General features: G+C 44.2%; 13 protein-coding genes, 1 tRNA gene and 1 riboswitch. Of the genes, 1 reads left to right on the top strand and 13 read right to left on the bottom strand.

The annotated features are described in order from the left end of the window. Nucleotides 1–63 precede the first annotated feature (63 nt). From rpoB to ABVC65_RS03330, 4 genes are all read right to left on the bottom strand, one after another. A complete protein-coding gene (rpoB, locus tag ABVC65_RS03345; protein ID WP_116692289.1) occupies nt 64–3,630 on the bottom strand; it encodes a DNA-directed RNA polymerase subunit beta in 3,567 nt (1,188 codons plus the stop codon). Nucleotides 3,631–3,957: 327 nt separating this feature from the next. Further along, entirely contained in the window at nt 3,958–4,692 is a 735-nt protein-coding gene (locus ABVC65_RS03340; RefSeq protein ID WP_435528274.1) for a peptide ABC transporter permease, read from the bottom strand. A 54-nt stretch (nt 4,693–4,746) separates the two neighbouring features. Then, complete coding sequence (locus tag ABVC65_RS03335) at nt 4,747–5,400, bottom strand: tRNA (cytidine(34)-2'-O)-methyltransferase (protein WP_230454733.1); 654 nt, start codon at nt 5,398–5,400, stop codon at nt 4,747–4,749. Between the two features lie 65 nt (nt 5,401–5,465). Further along, the gene (locus ABVC65_RS03330; protein ID WP_004122664.1) at nt 5,466–6,413 is read right to left on the bottom strand and encodes a DMT family transporter; all 948 of its coding nucleotides are present in this window, start codon (nt 6,411–6,413) and stop codon (nt 5,466–5,468) included. 324 nt (nt 6,414–6,737) lie between these two features. Here ABVC65_RS03330 and ABVC65_RS03325 point away from each other — a divergent pair. Then, a tRNA-Ser gene (locus tag ABVC65_RS03325) sits at nt 6,738–6,822 on the top strand. A gap of 97 nt (nt 6,823–6,919) precedes the next feature. Here the strand turns inward: ABVC65_RS03325 and ABVC65_RS03320 are convergent. The 9 genes from ABVC65_RS03320 to pgi form a co-directional block, all read right to left on the bottom strand. Beyond that, nucleotides 6,920–7,657 carry an HNH endonuclease family protein gene (locus ABVC65_RS03320; protein WP_004573794.1) on the bottom strand — a complete coding sequence of 246 codons (738 nt, stop codon included), beginning with the start codon at nt 7,655–7,657 and terminating at the stop codon, nt 6,920–6,922. After that, nucleotides 7,641–10,241 (bottom strand): ABC transporter ATP-binding protein, encoded by a 2,601-nt coding sequence (locus ABVC65_RS03315; protein ID WP_353582587.1) that lies wholly within the window; start codon nt 10,239–10,241, stop codon nt 7,641–7,643. The genes ABVC65_RS03320 and ABVC65_RS03315 overlap by 17 nt, the downstream gene beginning before the upstream one ends. A 260-nt stretch (nt 10,242–10,501) precedes the next feature. Continuing rightward, nucleotides 10,502–11,185, bottom strand: a complete 684-nt coding sequence (locus ABVC65_RS03310; protein ID WP_020761877.1) for a ribonuclease HII — start codon at nt 11,183–11,185, stop codon at nt 10,502–10,504. Between the two features lie 39 nt (nt 11,186–11,224). Continuing rightward, on the bottom strand, nt 11,225–12,079 hold the full coding sequence (gene lepB, locus ABVC65_RS03305; protein WP_004114465.1) for a signal peptidase I: 855 nt from the start codon (nt 12,077–12,079) through the stop codon (nt 11,225–11,227). Between the two features lie 38 nt (nt 12,080–12,117). Beyond that, entirely contained in the window at nt 12,118–12,486 is a 369-nt protein-coding gene (rplS, locus tag ABVC65_RS03300) for a 50S ribosomal protein L19 (protein WP_004114457.1), read from the bottom strand. Nucleotides 12,487–12,749: 263 nt separating this feature from the next. Next, nucleotides 12,750–14,300 carry an ABC transporter ATP-binding protein gene (locus ABVC65_RS03295; protein WP_353582586.1) on the bottom strand — a complete coding sequence of 517 codons (1,551 nt, stop codon included), beginning with the start codon at nt 14,298–14,300 and terminating at the stop codon, nt 12,750–12,752. Nucleotides 14,301–14,422: 122 nt separating this feature from the next. Next, nucleotides 14,423–16,171 (bottom strand): ABC transporter permease, encoded by a 1,749-nt coding sequence (locus ABVC65_RS03290; protein WP_101890030.1) that lies wholly within the window; start codon nt 16,169–16,171, stop codon nt 14,423–14,425. A 137-nt stretch (nt 16,172–16,308) separates the two neighbouring features. After that, on the bottom strand, nt 16,309–16,566 hold the full coding sequence (locus tag ABVC65_RS03285) for a hypothetical protein (protein ID WP_101890217.1): 258 nt from the start codon (nt 16,564–16,566) through the stop codon (nt 16,309–16,311). A 65-nt stretch (nt 16,567–16,631) separates the two neighbouring features. Next, nucleotides 16,632–16,792, bottom strand: a riboswitch (M-box (ykoK) riboswitch). A gap of 534 nt (nt 16,793–17,326) precedes the next feature. Further along, nucleotides 17,327–19,021 carry a glucose-6-phosphate isomerase gene (gene pgi, locus ABVC65_RS03280; protein WP_353582585.1) on the bottom strand — a complete coding sequence of 565 codons (1,695 nt, stop codon included), beginning with the start codon at nt 19,019–19,021 and terminating at the stop codon, nt 17,327–17,329. Between the last annotated feature and the right edge of the window lie 307 nt (nt 19,022–19,328).

Below are 19,328 nucleotides of genomic sequence, written 5' to 3'. Positions count from 1 at the left end.
AAAGTGATTAGTGATTAGTGATTAAGTGATTTCTAATCACTGATATCACTGGTATCACTGGTATCACTGGTATTCAGGTTCTTGAATAACTTGATCTTCCTTGGCGGACGAATCTGGTCGCGCACCAATGTTGAAGCCCAAATCTTCAGAAGACGACACCGGATCATCATCCTCATCCTTCATGTCAATTGCCACTCCTTCGGAGTTAAGCACCTCAACATTCAAGGAGAGCGACTGCATTTCCTTGAGCAACACCTTGAAGGACTCAGGAATACCAGCTGGTGGAAGGTTATCGCCCTTGACAATAGCGCCATACACGCGCACGCGACCGTCAACGTCATCAGACTTCGTGGTCATCATTTCGTGCAATGTGTAAGCAGCACCATAAGCCTCAAGCGCCCACACTTCCATTTCGCCGAAGCGCTGGCCGCCGAACTGCGCCTTACCACCCAACGGCTGCTGGGTAATCATAGAGTAAGGACCAGTGGAACGAGCGTGAATCTTATCATCAACCAGGTGATGCAGCTTCAAGATGTACATGTAACCAACAGAAATTGGCTTAGGGAATGGCTCACCAGTGCGACCATCGAACAATGTTGCCTTACCGTCGGAACCAACAAGCTTATTGCCATCGCGGTCTGCAAGCGTAGTGCTCAAAAGACCCTTCAAGGTTTCTGGGCGCACGCCGTCGAACACTGGAGTTGCAACAGGAGTGCATGGATCGCCGTGCTCAGCGCCTTCTGGCACATACTTCTTCCAAGCAGCCTCAAGGTCTGGATCCAAATTAATATCCCAACCAGCGTGAGCAATCCAACCCAAGTGAAGCTCGAGCACCTGACCCAAGTTCATTCGAGAAGGCACACCCAACGGGTTAAGCATAATGTCTACTGGAGTACCATCAGCCAAGAATGGCATATCCTCTTCTGGCAAAATGCGGGAAATAACACCCTTGTTGCCGTGGCGACCAGAAAGCTTATCGCCCTGCGTAATCTTACGATGCTGAGCAATGTACACGCGAATCATCTGGTTTACGCCATTTGGAAGCTCATCGCCATCGTCTTCAGCGTCTTCACGAGTGATTTCCTTAACAGCAATCACAGTACCAGTTTCGCCGTGTGGCACGCGCAAAGAAGTGTCTCGAACTTCACGGCTCTTTTCGCCGAAGATTGCACGAAGCAAGCGCTCTTCTGGAGTAAGCTCAGTCTCGCCCTTAGGCGTTACCTTACCAACCAAAATGTCGCCAGCTTCAACCTCGGCACCAATGCGAATAATACCGCGCTCATCGAGGTTTGCAATAGCGTCTTCACCAACGTTTGGAAGGTCGCGAGTAATCTCTTCGGCACCAAGCTTGGTTTCGCGCGCGTCAATCTCGTACTCTTCAATGTGAATCGAAGAAAGCGTATCGTCTTGCACGAGTCGCTGAGAAATAATCACAGCATCCTCATAGTTGTAGCCGTTCCAAGGCATAAACGCAACGAGAAGATTCTTGCCGAGTGCAAGCTCACCCTTGTCTGTTGCAGGACCATCAGCCAAAACAGTTCCTGCTTCCACGCGCTCGCCATCTTTAATAAGCGGCACCTGGTTGTAGCAGGTAGTCTGGTTGGAACGCTGGAACTTAGAAAGCTTGTAGCTAGACTGAGTTCCGTCATCGTTCATAACGCGAATAATATCCGCAGAAACGTAGGTTACAACGCCTGGCTTTTCGGAAAGAATCACGTCTCCAGAATCAACTGCAGCACGCCATTCGGAACCCGTACCAACAAGTGGACGCTCCGACTTAATAAGCGGCACAGCCTGACGCTGCATGTTAGTACCCATCAAAGCACGGTGGCCTTCATCGTGCTCCAAGAATGGAATCAAGCTTGCGCCAAGGGAAACCATCTGTCGTGGGGAAACATCCATGTAGTCAACAGTGCTTACAGGCACATCGACTGCTTCTTCTTCGTCAACACGAGCAAGTGCCTGAGTGCCAACAAAGTTGCCATTTTCATCGAGTTCCTGATTTGCCTGAGCAATAACGTGCTCGGCTTCGCGATCTGCAGTCATATATTCGACTTCGTTAGTCACATGACCATTAACAACCTTACGATAAGGTGTTTCAATAAAGCCGAATGGGTTGATACGACCAAAGGTAGCAAGCGAACCGATAAGACCGATGTTTGGACCTTCTGGGGATTCGATTGGGCACATACGACCAAAGTGGGATGGGTGCACGTCTCGAACTTCCATAGATGCGCGGTCTCTAGAAAGACCACCAGGACCAAGAGCCGAAAGACGACGCTTGTTTGTAACGCCTGCCAAAGGATTGTTCTGATCCATAAACTGGCTAAGCTGAGAAGTTCCGAAGAACTCCTTAATAGTAGCGTTAACTGGTCGAATGTTAATCAACGACTGTGGTGTAATCGCCTCAGCATCTTGCGTGGTCATGCGCTCGCGCACAACGCGCTCCATACGGCTTAAGCCAGTACGAATCTGATTCTGTACAAGCTCGCCAACCTGACGGATTCGACGGTTTCCAAAGTGATCAATATCGTCCACGTCTACACGCAACTGCACATCTTCGCCATCACGCTTGCCTGGGAAGGTCTTTTCGCCAGAGTGCAAAGTAACCAAATACTTGATTGTGGCGATAATATCTTCGCGATTCAAGCTGCGATCGTTGTAATCCGCTTCCAAACCAAGCTTGCGATTAATCTTATAGCGACCAACGCGCGCCAAATCGTAGCGCTTTGTGTTGAAGTAGAAGGATTCGAGCAAATTGCGACCCGCGTCTGGAGTTGCGGTATCTGCTGGGCGAATCTTGCGATACAAGTCTGTAAGAGCATCATTTTGAGTGTCGATTGGCTCTTTTTCTAGAGCGTCGAGAACAAGAGGATACCCTTGGAATGCCTCTGCAATTTCTGGCTTAGTCATGCCAATTGCCATCAAGAACACGATTGCAGACTGCTTACGCTTGCGATCTACGCGCACGCCAAGAACATCGCGCTTATCAATCTCAAACTCAAGCCACGCTCCGCGACTTGGAATGATTTTTGCGCCAAAAACGTCTTTGTCGGAAGTGCGATCTTGCGTGCGGTCAAAATACACGCCTGGGGAACGCACAAGCTGAGACACGATTACGCGCTCAGTTCCGCCAATAATGAATGTGCCGTGTGGGGTTTGCAATGGGAAATCACCCATAAAAACAGTCTGGCTCTTAATCTCGCCAGTTTCGCCGTTTTCAAACTCTGCGTTTACGTACAAAGGAGCGGAATATGTGTAATCCTTCTCTTTGCATTCCAACACAGTGTGACGTGGCTCTTCAAAATATGGATCCGAGAATGTGAGGCTCATAGTCTCAGCAAAATTCTCGATTGGAGAAATCTCTTGGAACACTTCTTCCAGACCAGAGACGTGTGGCACAGTGTGCGTGCCATTTGCCTCATCTTCTTCGACGCGCTTCTTCCAACGCTCGGAGCCGATCAGCCAGTCAAAGCTGTCGGTTTGCACACCGAGGAGGTATGGCACATCGATTGGCTCACAAATGGAGCCGAAATTCACACGATCCGACGCTTTATGCAATTTAATGCTGTGCTCGTCGGCACGCGCGATGACTTTGGTGGTGTTCGTCGTAGCTTGTTCAGCAGCCAATGGACGTTCCTTTATCGCTAGCTAGTTTTCTTAATCCTTGGGAGCTTTAGAAAATCGCAGCAAACGCGCTTAAAATCAATGATTTTGGGTTTGCGGGCGCCTTCTTCGGTTCCTTGAGTATGCCCGCTATATGACACACCGTGTACAAAGAAACGATTTTACCCCTTCGCTTCGACTTTTTGCGCTGATTTTAGTGCTTTTTGCCCGCGTTTGTTTACATTTCGGCCAATTTGATAAACAAAAGCAAGAACACTTTCCGCCTTTTGTTTCCGATTTTGTGATTTAGAGAAACATTTTCGGAAAAATCTTCCTCTTTTTGTTGCTCTGCTAGCGAACGGCAATAACCACGGGATTGCTTTGTAATCCTGCCACATCTTTATGCTCGATTTGCGCAATGTAAGTTCCACGCGAAACCTTAGGCAAGTCGGCGTCATCTAAGCAATCCTTACCAGTAGGCGTTCCGACTGTAGCATCCGTGCTCCATACGATTTTTTTCTCGTACGAATCGCCTTTTGCCATTAACAGAGGCTTGAGTGGAATTTCACACACATCCGATCTCCACTGCGGTTCTATTTTCTGCTGCTTTTCTTGCTTTTCCTGCTTTTCTCTAGATTGATCTGACTTATCAGACTTATCAGACTTATCAGCACTTACGCTGTCTCCAATTGTCAACACCATTCTGCCATCCGACGCATCTATTCTGCAGGAATCGTCTCCTTCATGAACTACGCGAGCAGTAAATTCTACGCTTCCTCCCATCGGTACAGATTGCGATGCTGAGGTTAATTCAATACGGACGTCTTTTGCACTACATTTTTTTATAATTCCAACAGGTCTTGGGTCTGGCACTAGTTGTTTGGATATTGTTACGTCTGAATGTTTGTTTATAGCAGTTCCAATTGCAGATATGCCTTTAAAAATGCTAATTATGCAGAAGATACAAAACGCTAGTAAAACAAGCAGCCCTACGCAAACCACGATTCTGCGACGAATGTACATGCGGCAACGCGCAGCACTAATCTTTCGCTTTGGTTTACGTTTTAACACAGGCATAGTCACCATTGTAATGCATTAGTAGTTTTAAGACTATTTTTGACTATTTTTGGCTATTTTTGACTATTTTCCGCCTTCAAATCCGAGCTGACGCCACGCTTCATAAATGGCGATTGATGCGCAATTTGTAAGATTTAGGCTTCTAAGCGAAGGACGCATTGGCAGGCGAACCTGTTCCGCCACATGCGGGCCAGCCATAATATCCATTGGGTCTGGAATATCTCCTGGCTCTGGTCCAAAAAGCAGAATATCGTTCGGCTTATACTCAATATCTGTGTAAAGTTTTGTAGCATTTGCCGTAAACGCAATTATGCGAGAATTTGGCATTGACTCAACAAGGTTTTCAAAATTCGGATGCATAACAACATGTGCCATATCGTGATAATCAAGGCCTGCGCGACGAAGCTTTGTGTCTTGAAGGTTAAATCCAAGCGGCTCCACAAGATGCAAAATCGTACCAGTTACTGCGCAAAGTCGAATCGCAGAGCCTGTGTTTCCTGGGATTCTAGGCGAATAGAAGCATAAGTGTGGTGTCTGAGTTTGTGCAGTGCTGGCGTCTTGCGCACTTAACATGGCGTCCATAACGCTAATTGGATTTCCGTGCGCGTCTGTTACAAGCTCATCTGGGCCGTAATTTGACTTTCGATAGCCGTACTCATACATCTGCTCTACGCGATTGACTGGATTTTGTGCATCTGTGTTCTGTGCATCTTGCATATTTTCATCTTCTTTATTTTTATCTTCTTTACTTGCGACTTGCATATTCTTCATGATCACCATGATCACCTCAATAAAATCATCATAATAAAAATAAGCGCAAATCCTGCAAAATCAGCCCACGAGAACACAGCTCCCGTAAACACAACAGCCGTGATTGCAGCCATAACAGGTTCGCTCGCCCCCAAAAGCGTTCCGCGCACAGATCCAACTCGCATAACGCCAGCCAAAAACATCCAATATGCGCCAAAAGTTCCGCCAACAATTGTAAAAGTAAACAGCAAATACGCGCGCAAATCCAAAGGTGGCATTGTTTGCCATGGCTTCACAAATGGCATCATGATAAGACCTGCAATGATAAACGTGATTCCGTTTACAGTAAGATTTCCCCATTTTGCAATCAATTTAACTGGCATAATCGCGAGCGCCGCCGTACTTGCAGCATCTGCCAATCCCCACAAAAGTCCCATTATCGGCAGCGAAAGCGAACTAAAATTGCCTCCCGTTGCCATAAGCGCAGTTCCGGCAAATGCCAGCAAAACACCAATGTTTTCGCGCATTGTAGGCATCCTTCGAGTGCGCAAACACACGTAAACAAGCACGAAAAGCAGATTCAAACTTTGCAAAACAGTAGCCGTGCCAGAGTTAGTCCAGTCGATTGTAAAAAGATACGCAACTTGCGTTAAAAGCACACACACGATGCCTGTTACGACTAGCATTGGCCATGATTTTTTTGTGCTTAATGCGCCAACGAGTTGCTTGCGATTAACTATTGACGCAACGATTACAAAAAGCACGCCTGCAGCCAGCTGACGAACGCACGCGATCTGCAACGGACTCACGCGATATTGCGACATTAAAATCTTAGAAACAGTGGCGTTTGTGCCCCAAAGCGCGCCACCAAGAATCGTCAAGATTATGCCAATCATCATTGTGCGCGGACTATGATCCACCGCAGGATTTGGCTTTTTAGGCTTTATTTTTTGGATATTCTTTACAAAACCAACATCCATGCTAAACACCTTCTAAACTTAAATCCTGTATTCGCTAATAATCCTGTAGTTTTGCGCATATGTAGTAAATCGCAAGTCGCAAACCTCGCAAATCGCAAGTATGGCAAGTCGCTTACTACATATGAAAAATCTACACTATCACATAATCAACAACACGCAATTGTAAAAACGTTACAAATGTCGCTCGCGCGCTACGCTTTAAGCGAAAAGGTAGGTCGGAGCGACCACAAATTAATCCGCCACGCGCGACTTTGCATTATCCTCAGTTTATGTTATCCTATTTAAGTTGTCTTTCGTTATGCTGTTTAGCACAATGATTGATGTGGAGAATTCGCCTAGTGGTCTATGGCGCACGCTTGGAAAGCGTGTTGGTGTAACAGCCTCACGAGTTCGAATCTCGTATTCTCCGCGAGTAGGGTTTTTAGCCAATCGCTAGGAACCCTTTTTATATATTTGCCTATGCATCAAAATATATGAACATACACAAGCAGCTTAGAGCGTCGAACTCAACTATTAGGCAATTTCTGCGCAGAACAACCGTGCAAAATTGAAGCCATGCTACGTTTTTCCGCACTAGTAACGCTAAGATCGTACTTATACTTAACAGCAATCTGCCTAGCTACATAATCGCATCTAAAGGATTTATTAGATGGCAGCCAATAAGCTGCAGAAGCAGATCCTTTTTCTTGGTTCGCTGCTCCTTGAACAGCAAGAAGATTAAGCATATCGTTACCAAACTTAAGCCTCTTAGCATGACTCCATTTCCAGGCTCCTGATTGCCAAGCGTTTTCTAGTGCTACAACATGGTCGATTTGAACAAGAGCACTAGTTTTTCTCCCTCGAACAAAATTAATATTCAAGCCAGTATAAGGATCGTGCAAAAGCCCTGATGCCACCTTGCAAGAACCAGAATACTTAAAACGAACCTGTTTTAAATCGCGCGCAAGAACATCTTCTCTAACATCACAGCCATTTTTATCAACATCTGTAGTCCTGTATCCAAAGACACTCCTGTTGTATCCAGACGGGTGTGATTTAGCGACTTTTAGCTTATTAAGAAGAGCAGCAGCATCTCCATCAGCAACGTATTCACCAGTAATTTCGCCAACATCATGATTGATTTTTGGCAGAACAAGCCCAATAACAATGCCTATAAGAATAGCCAAAGAAATAAGCCATATAAAAGAGGTTATTCTTTTGGATATAGGATTACTTGAATAATGCGTATTACGATCGTACTGCATGATTTATGTCTACAACCCAAGGGATACGCCTAATAACAACGTCTAAAACTTGTTGAATAAGGCTAATAAGCACAATAATTGCCATAACCGCGTAAACAACATTCCATTGTGGATTCTTAGTGACAATTGGGTGAATAGTGTTAGAAACAAGCATTATTGTGTTCGCAATACCTATAAGAGCAACAGACATAAGAATTGCCTGCATTCTTCCCACTTTACGAGATAATCGCACTCGCTGTTGCGAAAGCTTACGCATTGAATCAACAACACGCTTAACACAATGCTCACCCTGTCGGAAAGCTAGAACCTCATCAATACCAAGTTCTACATCATCAACTTCAAGCTCCACCATCTTTTGTTCTGAATGAACTTTCTTAATAAAACTGCGGAGTCTAAGTCTAAATAATCCTGGAATTATAAATACTATTAGAGAACAAATCACAACAGCAAAAATAGCAATTTGAATATCAAAGTAACATAACAAGACGATTGCTGGAATAATCGACAAAACCATTCCAACACTCATGCTTAAACCTGCCTTGTGCAAATGCGCATGATGAAGATCCACACCAGCAAAAGATGTTACTAATGTTATGCATCTTAAACATGCACATACGCTTACGATAAGCACGTATTCTTGCATAGCAAGTCCAAAAAGCGGGCGATTAGCGATAGCGAACATTGCTGCAAAAGTGCAAACAGGTATCAATACTGCGCAAACTATATTGATTGCTGTAGAAAATGCTGAAAGAATCGCAAAAAATGCCTTTTTCAGCGAAGATATGGTGGATTTACTTTCATGAGCTAAATCTTTCAATAAGCCTTCGTGTTTTGCATTATTAAAATTCTTATTAGAGTTTTTATCAAAACTTTTAGCATATTCGTCTACTTTATTAGCTTTATCAACGCTACCATCTGCAAGATTTTCGGCATAAGAGCTAATAGCACTAGAACTAGTGTAATGCGAATTATGATATACACTAACGTGAACCAAATTGTCTGCTTTAGAAACGTAGTTATCGTCTGGCAAAAATACAAGAATCGTAGCTTTTTTAGCAACATGACGCAAAATATCACATAAATTCTTAGCTTCATCAGAACTAATATCGCTTGAAGAATAGTCGAAAATATACACTGGAGTTCTACGAATAAGAGCACGAGCCATAATAATTCGTCGGAAAATGTCTTGCTTATTTTCAACCTGAATATTATCTACGCGCAAATCTAATCCGTTATAATCCGCATAAACAACACCATCTACATGAGCAGTACGCAATGCTTGCCACATGGATGTAGTAGTAGCATTAGACGATGCCATGAGAAGATTCTCTCGCAAGGTGGCTGAAAACAGATGACTATTTGAACGAACAATAGTAACAAGATCTGCAATAGCACCAGGATTTGCATTATTTAGTGAAACATAAGTTGAGTTTCCAGAAATATCACCAAAATCAGATACTACAAAAGGCGATTCAACATCTACTTCAGGAAAACCATATCTATCGCTGTAAGATAGCGCAACATCTGATTTATCGCTAAAAACTACGCCATTCAAAACATTATTAGTAAATAATTCGTAGTATTCCTTTGGCATTACATTCAATTTTCCACTTGAAATATTAAAGGATGCGCGCAAAGGTTTATTATTTTCAGTGAAATTGCATCGCACATGAAGAGAAACATTACTAGCTCCATCTGGGATGCTCAGCGACTTTTTATTATCTGAGAAATCTATGGAATCTGCAGAAGCAGAAGATTCTACAGAGTCTAAATTAGAAGAATGAACTTTACTAGAAGCAACACTTTTAAACAAGTCACTAATGTTATTCAAACCTAAAACAGCCCGATTTTTAATATGCATACAGTTAGCAACTCTACGTATTGGATCTACGCTTAGCATAAGAAGTGGCAAAGTTAGCATTGCAGCAGGAAGACCAACAGATTTAACAGAAAGAAGCCAAACTGTAGAAATAATTGCCACACCAGTCATTAAATACGTTAAAAATACGCATAAACAGCGCCACAAAACGCGAACATCTGCAAGAGCAGATACAAGTGCCAAAGTAGAAAAAATTGACGCAAAAACGCAAATAGTGGCAACATAAGAGTTTATTGAAAACATTGCAACACTAACCGCAAAAGGCATAGGAAAAGCAGCAATGATCTGCGGCAAAAGTAAACCAGACCAACGTTGAACCCACTCAACATCATCGTTCACGCAAATAGAAGAATATCCCTTAGACCACTTTTTAGAGGAGCTCAAAGAAAGCATAGAACGCAACATTTTTGGTCTAAGCTTCATAGATACGCGAGTTCCAATTTCGGTAGAAATAGTACAAGACTGATGGAACGCAATATATTTTACGATAAGTATTCCAACAAGAGAAATAAGATAAGACGTCAATTCAACAGAGCTTAACAAGGATTTGCCAGTATATTTTGCAGGAATAAGCACTGGCGAAAGAATTCCAACACAAACATACACAAAACCAATATTCGCAAGAGAAGATATAGCAAGACATGCCGCTCTTAAAACAACCAAGTGCTTAACACCTGGAACAAAAGCGAAGAAACGACCAATCATTTAACTATCCTTTTCTTTTCCATAGTCCATAGAAAACTCTTTTAAATTCCAAAAATACTTTCACGCACTGCAAAGTAAACACACGATACCCTGCAGATTGAATCTACAAATTCGAGTAGCTCGCACTGTTAAAATCAGCTTTAAATCTCTTAAAAACGCTATCTAAACACTCTCTACAAACACATACCCACGCACTAGCTCACTACCCCTTTAGCATTCAAGATTACGCTGAGCATCAGGCATCAACACGCCGAAGAACTTTAGCTTAAATGCCAACTAATACGATGCAAATCACTAGGACCATACTCTAGAATCGCAGCTCTATGCGATTTAGAACCATAACCCTTGTTATGTGCCCAATCATAAATTTTATATTTAGGATCATCAGACAAGCTTGTCATAAGAGAATCTCGAGTCACCTTTGCGATCACAGAAGCTGCAGAAACACTAGCACACTTCTGATCAGCCTTAACTAAAGTGTGAACTTTAACAGGAAAATCCATACTAGGCGCATCAAAAGTTCCAGAAACCTTACCAATATAATTAAATGGTCCATCTAAAATCGCTGCAATATGAGCATTTTCAAGCTTATATCTCATACTGTTTTGCACATCTGAAATTGCACGAATCGCGGCAACACCAAGAGCATAACTTATTCCCCACTCGTCAATCTCGCGATTTGTACAAGAACCAACAGCAAAAGCATCGCACCAATTTTCAAGAGGCTCCAATAATCCTTCACGCTTGTGAGCGTTAATAAGCTTGGAATCAGCTAATCCATCAGGAAAATAACCAGAATTAATTTTATCGGCACCAAAAAGCGCAGCACCAACCATAACAGGACCAGCTAAACTACCACGTCCAACCTCATCTAATCCAATAACCCAATCGAAGCCACTTTTTAAAAGGTCTTGCTCAAAGTTAAAAGACGGAACAGCAGCCAAAATCTCCCCAAATCTAATATCTACGCACGTTTAAAAGAACTATTTAGCATCTGACTTATTTCTTACATCATCAAACGCATCGCTATGATTTTCAAAAATACCCATACGGTTCAAAGGCCAAAAACGCATAAATGCCACGCCTTCAACCTTAGAAATAGGTACCAAACCATCGTCACCATCATTCTTATGATACCTAGAATCCGCCGAGTTAGCGCGATTATCTCCTAGAACAAATACATGACCAGGTTTAACCTTCACCTTAAACGGGAAGGAACTAGGACTTACACCTGGTTTAATATAAGCAGATTCAAGCACAGGAACACCGTTAACAAGAATTGGGTCACCATCGCCCTTACATTCAACGGTATCCCCAGGCAATCCAATTAGACGCTTTATAAGATCTTTACCAGACACAATTCCGCCGCGACTATTTTCACCTTGAAGCCAATTAGCAGGATCTTCAAAAACAACAATATCTCCACGATTTAGCGGAAACAGTCGAGGAGTGAGCTTAGACGTAACAACATAATCGCCAATATGAATTGTGTCTAGCATAGAGCCAGACGGAATAAAATATACGCCGAGGATAAAAACACGAAGAAAAATAACAACAAGAATAGGCACAAGATACCATGCAACAAGCTCTTTCCAAGATGTTTTAAAAAGCTTGCGAGTACGAACCTTGGACTGAGATTTAGAGGAATCATAATCACTATCTTGATATCCAGAAATATGATTCCCTTTTATTTTTCCATGCCTAGCACGTTTAGCACTGAAGCCAGAAGTTAGACTTGGTCTTTCTTCTGGCTCCGGTGGAACTGGAGAAGGATTTAAGCCGTGACCTGCCACATTAACAATGTGACCATCGCTATTTTGCAAGTCTTCGGCAGACATATTAATCCTTAACGTTAAATCCTTAACCTTAAATAAATTTACTTAGCAGCGCTGTTGTCACGACGCTCGGCAATACGAGCAGCCTTACCACGCAAAGCGCGCAAGTAGTAAAGCTTAGCGCGACGAACGCGACCACTACGAACCAGCTTGATAGAATCGATAGCTGGGGAATGAAGTGGGAAGCGACGCTCAACACCAGTGCCGAAGCTCACCTTACGTACAACGAAAGTCTCGCGAACGCCAGCACCCTTACGAGCGATAACAACGCCAGTAAAGGTCTGAATACGAGTGTTGTTGCCTTCCTGAATCTTAACGTTAACGTCAACAGTATCTCCAGGACGGAAAGCTGGGATTTCCTCAGCAGACTTAAGATGCTTAGCATCAAATGCTTCTACAGCATTCACCATGATAATTCCTCCTCGCCGCCGCATATCGACGTAAGCTACATCAAAGTAAGTTAGTCTAATTTTAACTTTTTCAACTTTACTTTGAATAATCCTTCCCAAAAAGTTTGCTTTTCAGGGCTTCCATCTGCCAAAACTTTAAAAAAGCAGGCTAGACTATTGATAAGTCGACTATGCGGCATCGCCTTATCGAAAGCATACAGAACACAAATTTATGCTCAATAATGGACATTATTGAGCATTATTTCGCACTATTTCGCACTATTTCAGCGCACAACTCCATTAAGCGGTGCCGTCTCAACAGTACGAGTTAATTCGTCATCATCGGCATCGTAGTCAAAAAGCTCACCATAACGACCCCAGCTAATCGCAATATCAAACTGCTGACGAGCCAAAGCATCCGTGTGCTTGCTGCGAAGTAAATCCAAAATCAACTCGCCACGAAGCTTGCCGTTGCGGTTTCGACTCAAAGCCTGATCAATTGCATGAACAAGAGGAGCATGCTCAATTGCAAGACGCGCAAACACCTGCTTGCTGTGCAAAATGTCGGCGTTATGCCATTCTTGACCTGCTGGAGTAATAGTAATATGACCATTTTCTGCTGTAAGCAAATTAAGCATTGTTCCAGCATCAACAAGTGGGAACAAGTCATCGATTTCAAACGACAAATCCGCAGCCAAATCAGCCAAATCAATACCATCTGGCTCTTCCGAAATAACATCTAGCAAACCTGCCATTCCTCCTGGCGTTGCGTTCGGCAGCAAGTGCACAGCAACAGGCTCAGGTTTTGGCTCCCCCGCATCCGTCTGCTCTTCGTTTTGCTTAGCTTCTGCCTCCGCATCGTGATGCTTTTGAATAAGCATGTCGGCGATTGCAGCAGCCTCTGTTTCTTCTGCATCCGTCTGTTCCACAGGTTGAGAATCGCCATCTGCACCAGACAAGTCGCCAGCAACCGTTGTATCAGTATTATCTGGCTCAGATTCACCCTCTGGCATAGAACCAGTCAAAATCGCATAAAGATTATCAACCATCGCCTCAAATTCGGCACTATGCTTGTCTCTCGGGCGAGGCAAATCAACTTGCACGTCTGCAATCAAATGTCCAGGATGAGATCCCAAAACCACCACTCGATCTGCCATTTGCACAGCTTCTTCAATATTGTGCGTAACGATTACAACAGACTTAATATCGCGCTCTTCACTAGACCAAAGCTTAAGAACTTCCTGACGAAGATTTTCTGCAGTAAGAACGTCAAGCGCAGAGAAAGGCTCATCCATAAACAGAGCATCTGGGCGCAAAACCAGTGCGCGCGCAATACCTACGCGCTGACGCATACCGCCAGAAAGCTCCTTTGGATACGCTGTTTCAAAGCCGTCCAAGCCAATCGCATCTATTGCAGCGAGCGCAAGCTCCGTGCGCTTTTCTTTGCTAACGCCTCTAGCGCGCAAACCAAGCTCCACATTATCTTGAACGGTAAGCCATGGCATAAGTGCGAAGGTTTGGAACACGATTGCCACCCCAGGATTTGGACCCGTAAGCTCGCGACCGCGATACGTTACAGTTCCCTCTGTTGGCTGAATTAAGCCTGCCATTGTTCGCAAGAAGGTTGATTTTCCAGCGCCAGAACGCCCTAGAATTGCAACGATTTCACCCTCTCGCAGCGTAAACGATATATCGTGAAGCACGTGCTGAGTAGTGCCGCTATCCGATGTGAAACTTTGAGTTATGTGTTTCGCGTCGATGATATCGCTTGTAATTGAAGATTGCGCAGCAAAATTCTGCGCAGCCTTTTCCGCGGTTTTATTCAAAGTGTTCATAATATTTGCCAATCTTTTCGTAAAGTTTATAAATTTATAAGTTTATAAGTTTAATTTTTTTGAATTTATTTATTCAGCAATTTAAGCAACTAATCATTGGTTGCTTGCGACTAGCCAATCGCCTAATTCAAAACAAATCTTTTTGCTGAATACCTTTGCAAAGGCGTCCAGAACAGTCGATTACTTAACACAACAATTAAGCTCATAACCGTTACTCCCACAAGCGTTTTTACAGAATCACCAACGGTTGTTGCGTTCGTAATATACGCGCCCAAACCCTGAGTTGCCATGTGATTCTTGCCATATTCCACAATCTCCGCCACAATCGAAGCGTTCCAAGCACCGCCAGCGGCAGTAATTCCACCAGTGCACCAGGATCCAAAAATCGCAGGCAAAACAAGAGTTTTCCACTTGAGTACACGATTTAATCTAAAGCTTCTTGTCATTTCTCTTAAATCATCTGGAATCGCGCTCGCTCCAGCAATAACGTTAAACAGAATGTACCATTGTGTGCCAAGAGCCATCAAAATAATACTTCCCCAACCAAGGTCAATATGCCAAGCCATAAACCACATCATTGCAAATGGGAATATAAAGTTTGCTGGGAAGCTAGCCAGAATTTGCACAACAGGTTGCATAATTCGCGAAATCTTAGGATTCATGCCAATATATACGCCTACTGGAACCCAAATCAGCGAGCTTACAAAAATCAGCACAGCTACGCGAGCAAAAGTCAAAGCTCCTAACGCTCCAGCTGTAGCGAACTCTTGCAAACCTGTGCGAGTTGCTACAAAGTAAAGCATTTGAGCAGCAAGCCCCAAAATCAGCACAGCCATAACAATGTTGAAAACCAAGTCGCCAAGTTTACGCTGTGATGCTTTACGCGGCCACTGTGAACCTGTGCGTCCGAATGGTCGTGTAATGATTTCAAGCCACTCGCGAATTGGAGAAAACAGCTTGCTAATAACTTCGTCGGCATGCGAATGACGAATAAGTGTCAAAACAGCACTCTTTCGTTCTTCGTCGGATGCGCTTTGAGTTATGCGGAATCGCTCTGCCCAGGCGGTAAGCGGCTTCCAAAGGAAGAAGTCAATCGCTAGCACAACAACAATCATGGATAAAATAGCCCACCAAATGTTTCCAAGCTTGTTTTCTGCTGCAGATTGCGCCACAAAACTACCTACTCCAGGCAGCGCGTAAGTGTGATTGTTTACGGAAATCATTTCGGAAGCAGTAAGGAAGAACCATCCGCCGCCAACACTCATCATGCAATTCCAAAGCAGCGGAATCATTGCGTTTGGCATATCCAGCACCCAGAATCGCTGCCAATGCGTAAGTTGCAAGCTGCGCACTGCCTCGTCTAGCTCTTTCGGCTCGCTTAAAAGCGAACGGTGGAACGAGAAAGTCATATTCCAAGCCTGGCTTGTAAAAATCGCAAAAATCGAAGCGGCTTCAACTCCCATCATCGATCCTGGGAAAATCACCAGCCAAATCGTTACTGTAGCCGAAAGGAAGCCAAGAATTGGAACGGATTGCAAAATGTCTAGCAACGGAATAAGAACCTTGCCTAGTCGGCGGCTGCGCGCTGCAAGAGATCCGTAAACAATCGTAAAAATCAGCGATGCTATAAGCGCAAGCATCATACGAAACACGGATCTAAGCGTGTAGTAGGGCAAATTAATAAGGTCGGTTGAAACTGCAGAAGGTATTCCTTTAGGTCCAATCGGCTGGTTAATGCGCTGCAAAAGGAAAGCGCTTACTCCAAAAAGCGCGATTATACCAACGCACACAATAATGTCGGACCAAAAACGAGTGTTTTCGTCTACTTGCGTACTAGCACCGTTTTTTCCAGATGTTGTAAATATTGTCATGATAAGTCCTCTGGGAACGCGTATTTTTACACGCGTTTGCCGCTTATCACCACTATTTTTTGCGTTTATTTTAAATTTTGCTTAAAATTTTAGACTTTATTTTAGAAGCGCTTATTTAGCGCGCGGTTGCTGGCGACTTATCCCAACAAATCAAATAAAATCTTCAATCGCAAAAAATCTTCAATCGCAAACGTTTTGGCGGTGACTGCCGGTTTGTTATATTCATCTTTTGTATATTCAGGGGGAACGTCCGTACTACTACTAATACTGTCTGAATCGTCACTAACAGTATTAACTGTATTAGCACTTTTATTACAACTGGTATTACTACTACTGTCATGTTTCACGGCAATCACCTCCTCTAGCTTGTGCGCGCCAACGCAAAACCGTACTATCGTATCATCATTGAACCGGACGGCAAGCAAGAAGACACAAGGTGATTTTTAAACCAAAAGAAATCAGCCTCAATCTTGTCGTTCAAGCTTCAGCTTCGCAGGGCGGTGGCGTTGCATTAGTCGAAGCCTTGAAATCGACAACGACTGTTGACCAACGTGCAGTGTCTCCACTGTGTTGCGGCAGCAACCCGTATCCCCGTGGTAGCCTTACCTACCGACCGTGCTTATTATAAATTATCACTGCTCTTGTGTCAACCTATTTTTGGATTGACTTTTCGCGCTACGGTTTAAGTGAAAAGGCAGGTCGGAGCGCAAGCTATGTAGAGATTCAAGATTTTTCGCAGCGGATGAAGCGAACCTCAGCATGAAATGGTGATTCGCTGAAGTAGCAAGAAAAATCGAGAATCTCAGTGATTAAGTGGTACGCAATTGTTCAAGCATGTAAGAGGGCTGGGTGATTCTTGGTCGAACAATATAAGAGCGGCAGCCGATACCAAATAATCCAATGATCAACCACTACAAACAAACTTCAACCAAAAAACAAAATCAAAGCCAAAACGGAACAACCGCAACAATAACCAACACGCAAGAGGCAGAGCGTTGTGAGACAAGAAACACCCAGCCCTCGCGCAACGCTAAATAGGAAAAGCGCGCAATGCCAAGCAAGAAAAACGCAAAAAACAAAAAAAGCCTCTTGAAGAATTTAATCAACAAGAGGCTTTAAATCAACCAATCAAATAAGATTGCTATACACTCACTACTACTTGCGATGAGCGCGGTAGAAGCTAATCAAGCTCTGGGTAGAAGCATCCTGAGCTTCCAAAGCATCGTCATCCTTAGAGATTGCAGGAGTAATCTGCTTTGCAAGCTGCTTGCCAAGCTCCACACCCCACTGGTCATAGGAATCCAATCCCCAAACAGTACCTTCAACGAAGGTGATGTGCTCGTAGAGAGCGATCAACTCGCCCAAGCTAAATGGGGTCAAAGCTTCGCCGAAGATGGACGTGGTTGGACGGTTGCCGCTAAATACGCGAGCTGGAACGATCTCTTCTGGAGTGCCTTCAGCGCGAACTTCGTCAGCAGTCTTGCCGAAAGCAAGAGCCTTGGTCTGTGCAAGATAGTTGCCCAAGAAGAGCTCGTGCACATCCTGATCGCCATCCTTAGTAGGATTTGGCGTGTTCACGAAAGCAATGAAATCAGCTGGAATGAGCTGAGTGCCCTGGTGAATCAACTGGTAGAAAGCGTGCTGGCCGTTGGTGCCTGGCTCGCCCCAGAAGATTTCGCCGGTTTCGCTTGTTACAGGAGTGCCATCCCAGCGCACAGACTTACCGTTGGATTCCATGGTGAGCTGCTGCAAATAAGCTGGGAAGCGGTGCAAGTACTGATCGTATGGAAGAACAGCGTGGGAAGCAACCTTGTAGAAGTTGCGGTACCAAACGTTGAGCATGCCGAGAAGCACAACAACATTCTTCTCGAATGGGGTTTCAGCAAAGTAAGTATCGATTGCGTGGAAGCCCTTCAAGAACTCTTCGAAGCGCTCTGGTCCGAGAACTACAGCCAAAGAAGTACCAACGGCGGAATCTACGGAGTAGCGGCCGCCAACCCAGTTCCAGAATCCGAAAGCGTTGGTTGGGTTGATGCCGAACTCTTCAACCTTTTCGAGGTTGGTGGAAACAGCCACGAAGTGCTTAGCAACAGCTTCAGCCTTCTTTGCGTCGCTGCCGTCAATAGCACCGCTCTCCTGAAGCTTGTTAAGCAACCAGGTACGAGCTGTACGAGCGTTGGTCAAGGTTTCCAAAGTGGTGAAGGTCTTGGAAACAATGATGAAAAGCGTGGTTTCTGGATCCAAATCCTTGGTCTTTTCTGCCATATCGTTTGGATCAATGTTGGAAACGTAGCGAGCGCTAATACCAGCGTCAGCGTATGGCTTCAAGGCTTCGTAAACCATGACTGGACCAAGGTCGGAACCGCCGATACCAATGTTTACAACGGTCTTGATGTTCTTGCCAGTAACGCCCTTCCAAGCGCCGGAGCGAACCTTGTTTGCAAAATCGTAAATGCGACCTAATACTTCACGAACGTCGGCAACGGTATCTTGACCGTCTACCATGAACTTGCCAGCGTCTTCGGCTGGACGACGCAAAGCAGTGTGCAATACTGCACGGTCTTCAGTGTTGTTAATGTGCACGCCAGTGTACATCGCCTTAGTGCGCTCATCGAGCTTAACAGCCTTTGCAAGGTCGGCGAAAAGCTTAAGCGTCTCTGGCTTAATCAAATTCTTAGAAAGATCGAAGTGGAGGTCTCCAGCTTCGAAGCTCAACTTATCCACGCGATTTGCATCCTGAGCAAACCACTTCTTCAGGCTCACGCCTTCGGACTGCAATTCATCATAGTGCTTCTGCAAAGCAGCCCATTCAGGTGTTTTAACGGCGTCAACTGGTGGATTGATGGCCATTTCTTGGTCCTTTCATCTTGAATGAAGTGACGTGATGCCTTGTTTTATCAATCTTTAGGCACACTTGAACACGTTTTAATCACAATAATCATCGAGAATCATAGTGAACTATAAAGTAAACACGTGTAAATGCGCGCAAAGTGAAACTTGTGCATCACTATCTTCCAATTGCCAAGATACTCACAAAAGAGGACAGAAATACACTTTGACTAGAACACATGCGAACATTTGCGGCGCGTCATGCTAGACAAATTGCAAATATTAATATATAGTATTTGATTTGTGCGCGAGTCGCGAATGCTTCTCG

This window comes from Gardnerella vaginalis, assembly GCF_040427915.1.
In the GTDB taxonomy this organism is placed as follows: domain Bacteria; phylum Actinomycetota; class Actinomycetes; order Actinomycetales; family Bifidobacteriaceae; genus Bifidobacterium; species Bifidobacterium vaginale_C.
Note: the sequence above shows the minus strand (reverse complement) of the source record. Positions and strands in the feature narration are given on the sequence as shown.

Coding starts and splice junctions, on each gene's coding strand:
- ABVC65_RS03295 (WP_353582586.1), bottom strand. CDS start 14,300: ATGAACACTTTGAATAAAACCGCGGAAAAGGCTGCGCAGAATTTTGCT.
- ABVC65_RS03290 (WP_101890030.1), bottom strand. CDS start 16,171: ATGACAATATTTACAACATCTGGAAAAAACGGTGCTAGTACGCAAGTA.
- rplS (WP_004114457.1), bottom strand. CDS start 12,486: ATGGTGAATGCTGTAGAAGCATTTGATGCTAAGCATCTTAAGTCTGCT.
- ABVC65_RS03320 (WP_004573794.1), bottom strand. CDS start 7,657: ATGCAGTACGATCGTAATACGCATTATTCAAGTAATCCTATATCCAAA.
- ABVC65_RS03335 (WP_230454733.1), bottom strand. CDS start 5,400: ATGCAAGATGCACAGAACACAGATGCACAAAATCCAGTCAATCGCGTA.
- pgi (WP_353582585.1), bottom strand. CDS start 19,021: ATGGCCATCAATCCACCAGTTGACGCCGTTAAAACACCTGAATGGGCT.
- ABVC65_RS03315 (WP_353582587.1), bottom strand. CDS start 10,241: ATGATTGGTCGTTTCTTCGCTTTTGTTCCAGGTGTTAAGCACTTGGTT.
- ABVC65_RS03340 (WP_435528274.1), bottom strand. CDS start 4,692: ATGGTGACTATGCCTGTGTTAAAACGTAAACCAAAGCGAAAGATTAGT.
- lepB (WP_004114465.1), bottom strand. CDS start 12,079: ATGTCTGCCGAAGACTTGCAAAATAGCGATGGTCACATTGTTAATGTG.
- ABVC65_RS03330 (WP_004122664.1), bottom strand. CDS start 6,413: ATGGATGTTGGTTTTGTAAAGAATATCCAAAAAATAAAGCCTAAAAAG.